Origin of the sequence: Bellilinea sp., from assembly GCF_034432615.1 — a bacterium.
Lineage (GTDB): Bacteria > Chloroflexota > Anaerolineae > Anaerolineales > Anaerolineaceae > Bellilinea.
Genome location: NZ_DAOUBL010000190.1, coordinates 1 through 6,172, shown reverse-complemented (window position 1 = coordinate 6,172; position 6,172 = coordinate 1). Strand labels below are relative to the sequence as shown.

Here is a 6,172-nt window from a genome sequence, read left to right as displayed (position 1 = left end):
GATACCTTTGAAGCCTTTATTGGCGCAATCTATCTGGATGGCGGAATTGAAAAAGTAGAAAAATTTTTGTTTCCGTTTTTAGAAACGGCGTCAGAGGATATCCTGATTAACCGAAAAAACGAAGACCCGAAAAGTCTCTTACAGGAATGGGCGCAGTCACAGGGGTTTTATGCTCCCCAATATGTCACCCGTTCAGAACAGGGTCCCGACCATTCCAAACAATTTGAGGTAGCAGTAATTATCGGCGGGGAAGTGTATGCTGAAGGTGTTGGGCCGAGCAAACAGGCTGCCGCCAAAAATGCAGCCCGCAAAGCACTTGAAAAATTGGGACTGGTGTTTTAAGACCCAGCCGGAAAGAAGAAAAAAACAAGTCCTTGATGACCAGCCGATTGAAAACCCTTGAATTGCAAGGTTACAAAACTTTTGCCAGCCGTACGGTATTTGAATTTCCCGGCCGGATCACGGCCATTGTCGGCCCGAATGGATCAGGTAAATCCAACATTGCCGATGCGATCCGCTGGGTTTTAGGGGAGCAATCCTATACGCTGCTGCGGGGTCGCAAAACAGAGGACATGATTTTTGCCGGCTCGGAGCTGCGTCCGCGTGCCAGCATGGCATCGGCCATGATTACCTTTGAAAATGAGGACGGCTGGCTGCCGATTGATTACGGAGAGGTTTCGATTGCCCGGCGTGCCTATCGTGATGGCCAGAATGAGTATCTGCTCAACGGTCAGCGGGTGCGGCTTAAAGAAATATCTGAAATTCTGGCTCAATCCGGGCTGGCGGAACGAACTTACACCATCATCGGTCAGGGTTTGGTTGATGCTGCGCTTTCACTGCGACCGGAGGAACGGCGAAAATTTTTTGAAGAGGCAGCCGGCATCGGTCTGTATCGCTCCCGGCGCGAGGAAGCGCTCAACCGACTGGAACAGACCCGCCGCAATCTGGAACGGGTGCAGGATATCCTCAGCGAATTGGAGCCGCGCCTGAAAAGTCTGGAAAAACAGGCTGCGCGGGTGATTGAATATGAGCGCATCAAAGCCGACCTGCGCCTCCTTTTGCGGGAATGGTACGGTTATCAATGGCAGCGTATGCAGGCAGAGCTGACTCATGCCCGTGAAGTGTTGACTGTTCAGGAAAACCGGCTGCACCAGGTTCGTCAGCAAAGCCAGCAGGTTGAAAAACGGGTTCAGGAGGTCCGCCTTCAAATTCAGCGGCTGAGAGAAGTGTTGAATGAATGGCATGCTCAATCAGCGGAGGTGCACCGCCAGCGCGAAGAGATCAACCGTATTCTGGCGGTGCTGGATGAACGCCAGCGCTCCCTGACCGACCAGAAAGCGACCACCCGGCATGACCTGACCCGATTGGAAGAGGAAAGCCAGCAACATTCCAAACGGTTGCAAGCCGTGCAGGAAGAGCTTACCGTTCAACAGGCAGCCCTCGAAGAAGCAAAGCAGCAGGCTGGTGCTGCCCAAAAAGCTTTTGCTGAGAAGAAAGCCCAGCGCGATCAAGTGGAAGGAGAACTGCGCGACTTGCGGAGAAAATTGACCCGCCTTGAAACACAACAGGTTGAGGTCAAAGCCCGTCAGAGGGAATTGAATAATCGTTTGGAAAGGTTGAGGAGCGAGGAAAATCAACTGACTCAGCAAATACCTCAAATGACAACCACTCTGCATCAGGCAGAGGCGGAATTACTCAGTGTTCAACAGTTGCTTGAATCCCTTCAGGACAGGCGTCAACAAATTGAAGAAAGACTGCGTACCCTCCAAAAACAACAACGAGAGTTAGAGGAAAGCCGCAGTCAATTGCAAGAACAAAACAATGCAATCCGCGCGGAATTGGCTCGTAAACGGGCTGAGATGAAGGTGCTGGAGCAGGCAGAGCGAAATTACAACGGTTTGGGGCAAGGGGTGAAAGTGGTTATGACTGCTGCCGAACAAAAAAAGATCAAGGGCAGCATTCAGCCGCTTTCCCGCCTCATCCAGGTGCCTTCCGAATTGACAACCGCAGTGGCTGCCGTTTTAGGGGAAAGCCTGGAGGGTCTGACTATTGAAGCAGATGTAGAAACCGAAGAAGTACTTCAATTCTTGGAAAACATGGAAAACGGAAGGGCGGTACTTTTTCCGCTGGAATGGTTGAGGGGAGAAACCCATATCCCTGCGCCGAAGGAAGAAAATGTCTTTGGCAATGCAGCGGATGTGGTGGTGTATCCTGCGGCGATCAAAAGACTGGTTATGCTTTTATTGGGAAAGGTATGGATTGTCCGGGATCGTCAAACTGCCCGGCGTTTGATTCAAAATCAACCTGCCGATTTGCGTATTGTCACTTTGAGCGGGGAGGTGTTTTTTGGCAGCGGCGAGGTTCGGGCGGGTAAAGAAAACCGCGCTGAGTTGATTTCCCGCCCGCGTCAATTAAAAGAATTGAACGATGAAATCCGTCAGCTGGAAGCACGACTGGCGGAGGGTGAAGGCCTGGTGGCTGAAAACCAGAAACAGCGTGAAGCGTTCGAACAACAGCGGCGGGTTGCTGAAAGAGAATTGAGTGAGACGCAAGAACAGGAGAAATTCCAGCAGCGCAATCTCCAAAAAATTACCATGCAGGTGGAACAAACCCGCCAAAAATTGAGCTGGCAACAAAGTCAGGTTGAACAGCTGAGGCAGCAAACTGGCAGCAGTCAAAAAGAACGCGAAGACCTGATTGGGCAGATGAATGCGCTGACTCGCGAAGCCCAACAGGTGGAATCCCATGTGCGAGAAGTACAGCGAGCGCTGAATAACCTGATGCTGGATGATCTTCAATCGCAGGTTATTCACTGGAACACCCAGGTGAGTGTTATGGAGCGCGTCCTGCAGGACATGCAGCGACGCTTAAATGACTTTCAGCAAGCGCTGGAGCGAAACGAACACCAGCAGCAAACCTATCGAGAGCGTTTGAATCAACTTGACCGGCTGATGGAGGAACTGGAAGCGGAAAAGACCAAACGAAAAGCTGAAGCAGGTCAATTGAATCAGGCCATTGAAGAAGTTCAGGCAAAGATTCAACCCGCAGAGGAAGAACTGAATGAACTGGAAAGCAGGTATGAAAACCTGCAAAAGGACTTGAGCGCCGCTCAGCAGAATACGGCTGTTGCAGAAAGACACGCCACCCAGGCGCAACTGGAATTTGGGCGCATCCGTGAAAATTTGGAGAGTCTGCGGCGGCGGGTTGAGGAAGATTTTGGTCTGGTCGCATTTGAGTATCAAAATGAGGTTTCTGGCCCAACCCCTCTGCCCCTGGAGGGAATGGTCGAACAATTACCGGTTGTCAAAGAGATTTCCCCTGATCTGGAGGAGAACATTAACCGTCAGCGCAGTCAGTTGCGGCGGATGGGCGCCATCAACCCGGATGCTCATAGCGAATATCTTGCCGTAAAGGAGCGCTATGAATTCTTGATTCAGCAGGTTGCGGATTTGAAAAAGGCTGATCAGGATTTGCGCGAAATCATTGGCGAACTGGACGGTCTGATGAAAAAAGAATTTCGCAAGACCTTTGACGCGGTGGCAGCCGAATTTAAGGAAAATTTTGCGCGGTTATTTGGAGGCGGATCAGCCCGATTGGTATTAGAAAACGAGGAAAGCCCAATTGAAGGGGGAATTGATATTGAAGCCCGCCTGCCGGGCAGACGTGAGCAGGGATTGTCGCTGCTTTCGGGCGGCGAACGCAGCCTGACTGCGGTGGCATTGATTTTTTCTCTGCTGAAAGTATCTCCAACCCCGTTCTGCGTGCTGGATGAGGTGGATGCCATGCTGGACGAATCGAATGTTGGACGCTTTTGTGAGCTGCTGCAAGAGTTAAGTCATACCACCCAGTTTATCGTGATCACCCACAATCGCAACACAGTTCAGGTTGCGGATGTGATCTACGGCGTGACCATGGGGAAGGATACAGCCAGTCAGGTCATCTCCCTGCGCCTGGACGAGGTGGGAGAAGAGATGGTTCGTTGAACAAATCCCAATGAAACAATAGCCAACGGAGGTCAAGCCTGCATTGACCTCCGTTGGGTTTGTGACTGGAAAGAGTTGATCAGAAGCCTAAACCGGGCGGCAGGGTGGGTACGGTGGGTACCTTGTTGACCCAATTGGTATCCCTCTCAATTTTGAGGCTGGCCTTGGTTTCGTTCAACCACGATTCAAACTTTTGCTGCTTGAGTGTGCTTAGGCGGCTTTCGCTGACCGGCCGGCGTTCCTTACCCAGCAGCTGGATGATGTGATAACCGAACTGGGTTTGAACCGGCTCGCTAATCTGTCCGATTTCGGTCATGTCAAACACAGCGTTTTCAAATTCGCTGACCATTTGCCCGCGCTCGAACCAACCCAAATCACCACCGCGGTCTTTGTTAGAAGTATCGGTTGAAAATTGGGCTGCCAGCTGGGCGAAGTCGCCGCCGTTTTTGAGCGCTTCAACCACCACAGCGGCTTCTTCCGGTGTGGCTACCAGAATGTGGCGAGCCCATACCCAATCATCTTCGGCTGGCACATCTTTAGTGATGGCTTCAAAGACCTTCTCATAGAGCAGGGAGGATCGCACAATTTCACGGAAGGTTTTTTCATCAATCTGAGCTTCGGTTTTCAAAGTGGTCAAATAATTTTCCAGACCGGTTTTGAAGCCTTCTTCTGTCATGGCGGTAGGTGTGGGGAAAGGCGTACTGGTCGGGCCGATGGTGGCGGTTGGCAGGGGTGTATCGGATGGCGTTTCGGTAGTTTCAATCTGTTCAGGCGTTGGAGCCTCCGTTGGGGTAGCCGTATAGGGGGCGAGAGTCAACTGCTGTGCTGAATATGTGGCTGTACTGAAGGGGGTAGCAGTTGGAGCAAGGGTTGGTGTGCCGGCCGGGAAGAAACCGAAGGCTTCTTGAAAAGCCTTTTCAACTTCCTCATCGGTCACGGAAATGCCCAATTTCTGGGCTTCACGCCGGATGATAGCCTCATTAATTAACTCATCAATAACCTGGTTGCCCAATTGATTGGGGTCATTGAGTTTGGATACGTTGAGTTGAATTTGAGAGGTGAAGTAATTGGCTGAATTGGGATCAGCCTGAAAGAGCTGCTGATATTGGGCAAGTTGAATGGTATTCTGGATGAGTTGAAAGCGATCGAATCGAGCACGGGCTTGAAATTGCTCCAGGGTGATTTTCTCTCCATCCACCGTAGCCACAGGGCGCATATTTTGCAGGTAAAAAGTATCCAGCAGGCCATAACCCAAAATGAGAATCACGGCAACAGCAATGGTAATGCTAACAATGAGAACGATGCGGCGTTGCTGCCGTTCTTTTTCAACCCGGCTTTGTTGTTTGCGGGAAACTACAGCAGGTCGGGATGTCTTAGCCATCTGATGAACCTTTCCAATTCAAAAAATAGAAAAGGGCATTGGGCGTGTTTTTGCCCATGCCCTGAAGTTGTGCCGAAGAAAAACGGATTAGCGGATTGCCTCACTCCACTCTTCTGCAACAAACGGAAGCAGTGCGATATGGCGGGCGCGCTTGATTTCTCGCGCTAAAACCCGTTGATGCCTTGCGCAGGTACCGGTCTGACGACGAGGGCGGATTTTCCCTTCTTCCGTAACATACCGGCGAAGGAGGTCCACATTTTTGTAATCAATTGCCAGGTCTTTATCAGCGCAGAACTGACAAATTTTGGGGCGGGCCATAAAGCGCCGTGGTCCGGAAACCTGTTCGTTCTCGCCTGGAATTTGGTCGGTCATACTATCTTACTCCTAGAACGGATATTCATCTTCGATTTCTTCTTCCTCGCCCTCTTCCAGAGAAGGAGGGGTTTGGTTTTGGGCATTATCACGGCGGTCACCAAGAATCATCATCTCGCTGGCGACGATTTCAACCGAAGTATGCTTGATACCTTCTGAATCCTCCCAACGACGGGTCTGAAGCCGACCCTCAACGTACACTTGCTGTCCTTTGGTCAGATACTGTTTGCAAATTTCTGCCAGATTTCCCCAGGTAACCACATTGAACCATTCGGTTTCGGTGTGCCGTTCGCCATCTGCAGTATTCCAGGTGCGGCTAGTAGCAACACTAAATGTAGTCACCGGTCTTCCGGAAGGGGTATAACGCATTTCCGGATCGCGTCCCAAATGGCCGATGATCATGACTTTGTTAAGACCGCGGCTCATGATATTCTCC

5 protein-coding genes are annotated in these 6,172 nt (G+C 51.1%); 2 read left to right on the top strand and 3 right to left on the bottom strand.

The window, feature by feature from the left end; translation table 11 throughout:
- Together VAE48_RS08685 and smc are read left to right on the top strand one after the other, a co-directional pair.
- A partial coding sequence (locus VAE48_RS08685) for a putative dsRNA-binding protein (protein ID WP_322792928.1) occupies positions 1-342 on the top strand: 342 nt, incomplete at its 5' end.
- A gap of 35 nt (positions 343-377) precedes the next feature.
- Positions 378-3,983 (top strand): chromosome segregation protein SMC, encoded by a 3,606-nt coding sequence (gene smc / locus VAE48_RS08680; protein ID WP_322792927.1) that lies wholly within the window; start codon positions 378-380, stop codon positions 3,981-3,983.
- Between the two features lie 79 nt (positions 3,984-4,062).
- On the opposite strand, the gene VAE48_RS08675 is transcribed toward smc, so the two are convergent.
- From VAE48_RS08675 to VAE48_RS08665, 3 genes are all read right to left on the bottom strand, one after another.
- Positions 4,063-5,364 carry a peptidylprolyl isomerase gene (locus VAE48_RS08675; RefSeq protein ID WP_322792926.1) on the bottom strand — a complete coding sequence of 434 codons (1,302 nt, stop codon included), beginning with the start codon at positions 5,362-5,364 and terminating at the stop codon, positions 4,063-4,065.
- A gap of 87 nt (positions 5,365-5,451) precedes the next feature.
- Positions 5,452-5,736, bottom strand: coding sequence for a 30S ribosomal protein S18 (rpsR, locus tag VAE48_RS08670; RefSeq protein WP_322792925.1), 285 nt, complete (start codon positions 5,734-5,736; stop codon positions 5,452-5,454).
- Positions 5,737-5,748: 12 nt separating this feature from the next.
- A partial coding sequence (locus VAE48_RS08665; protein ID WP_322792924.1) for a single-stranded DNA-binding protein occupies positions 5,749-6,172 on the bottom strand: 424 nt, incomplete at its 5' end.

What these genes read in the sequence shown, in the direction of transcription:
- smc (WP_322792927.1), top strand. Translation starts at nt 378, where the DNA reads ATGACCAGCCGATTGAAAACCCTTGAATTGCAAGGTTACAAAACTTTT.
- VAE48_RS08675 (WP_322792926.1), bottom strand. Translation starts at nt 5,364, where the DNA reads ATGGCTAAGACATCCCGACCTGCTGTAGTTTCCCGCAAACAACAAAGC.
- rpsR (WP_322792925.1), bottom strand. Translation starts at nt 5,736, where the DNA reads ATGACCGACCAAATTCCAGGCGAGAACGAACAGGTTTCCGGACCACGG.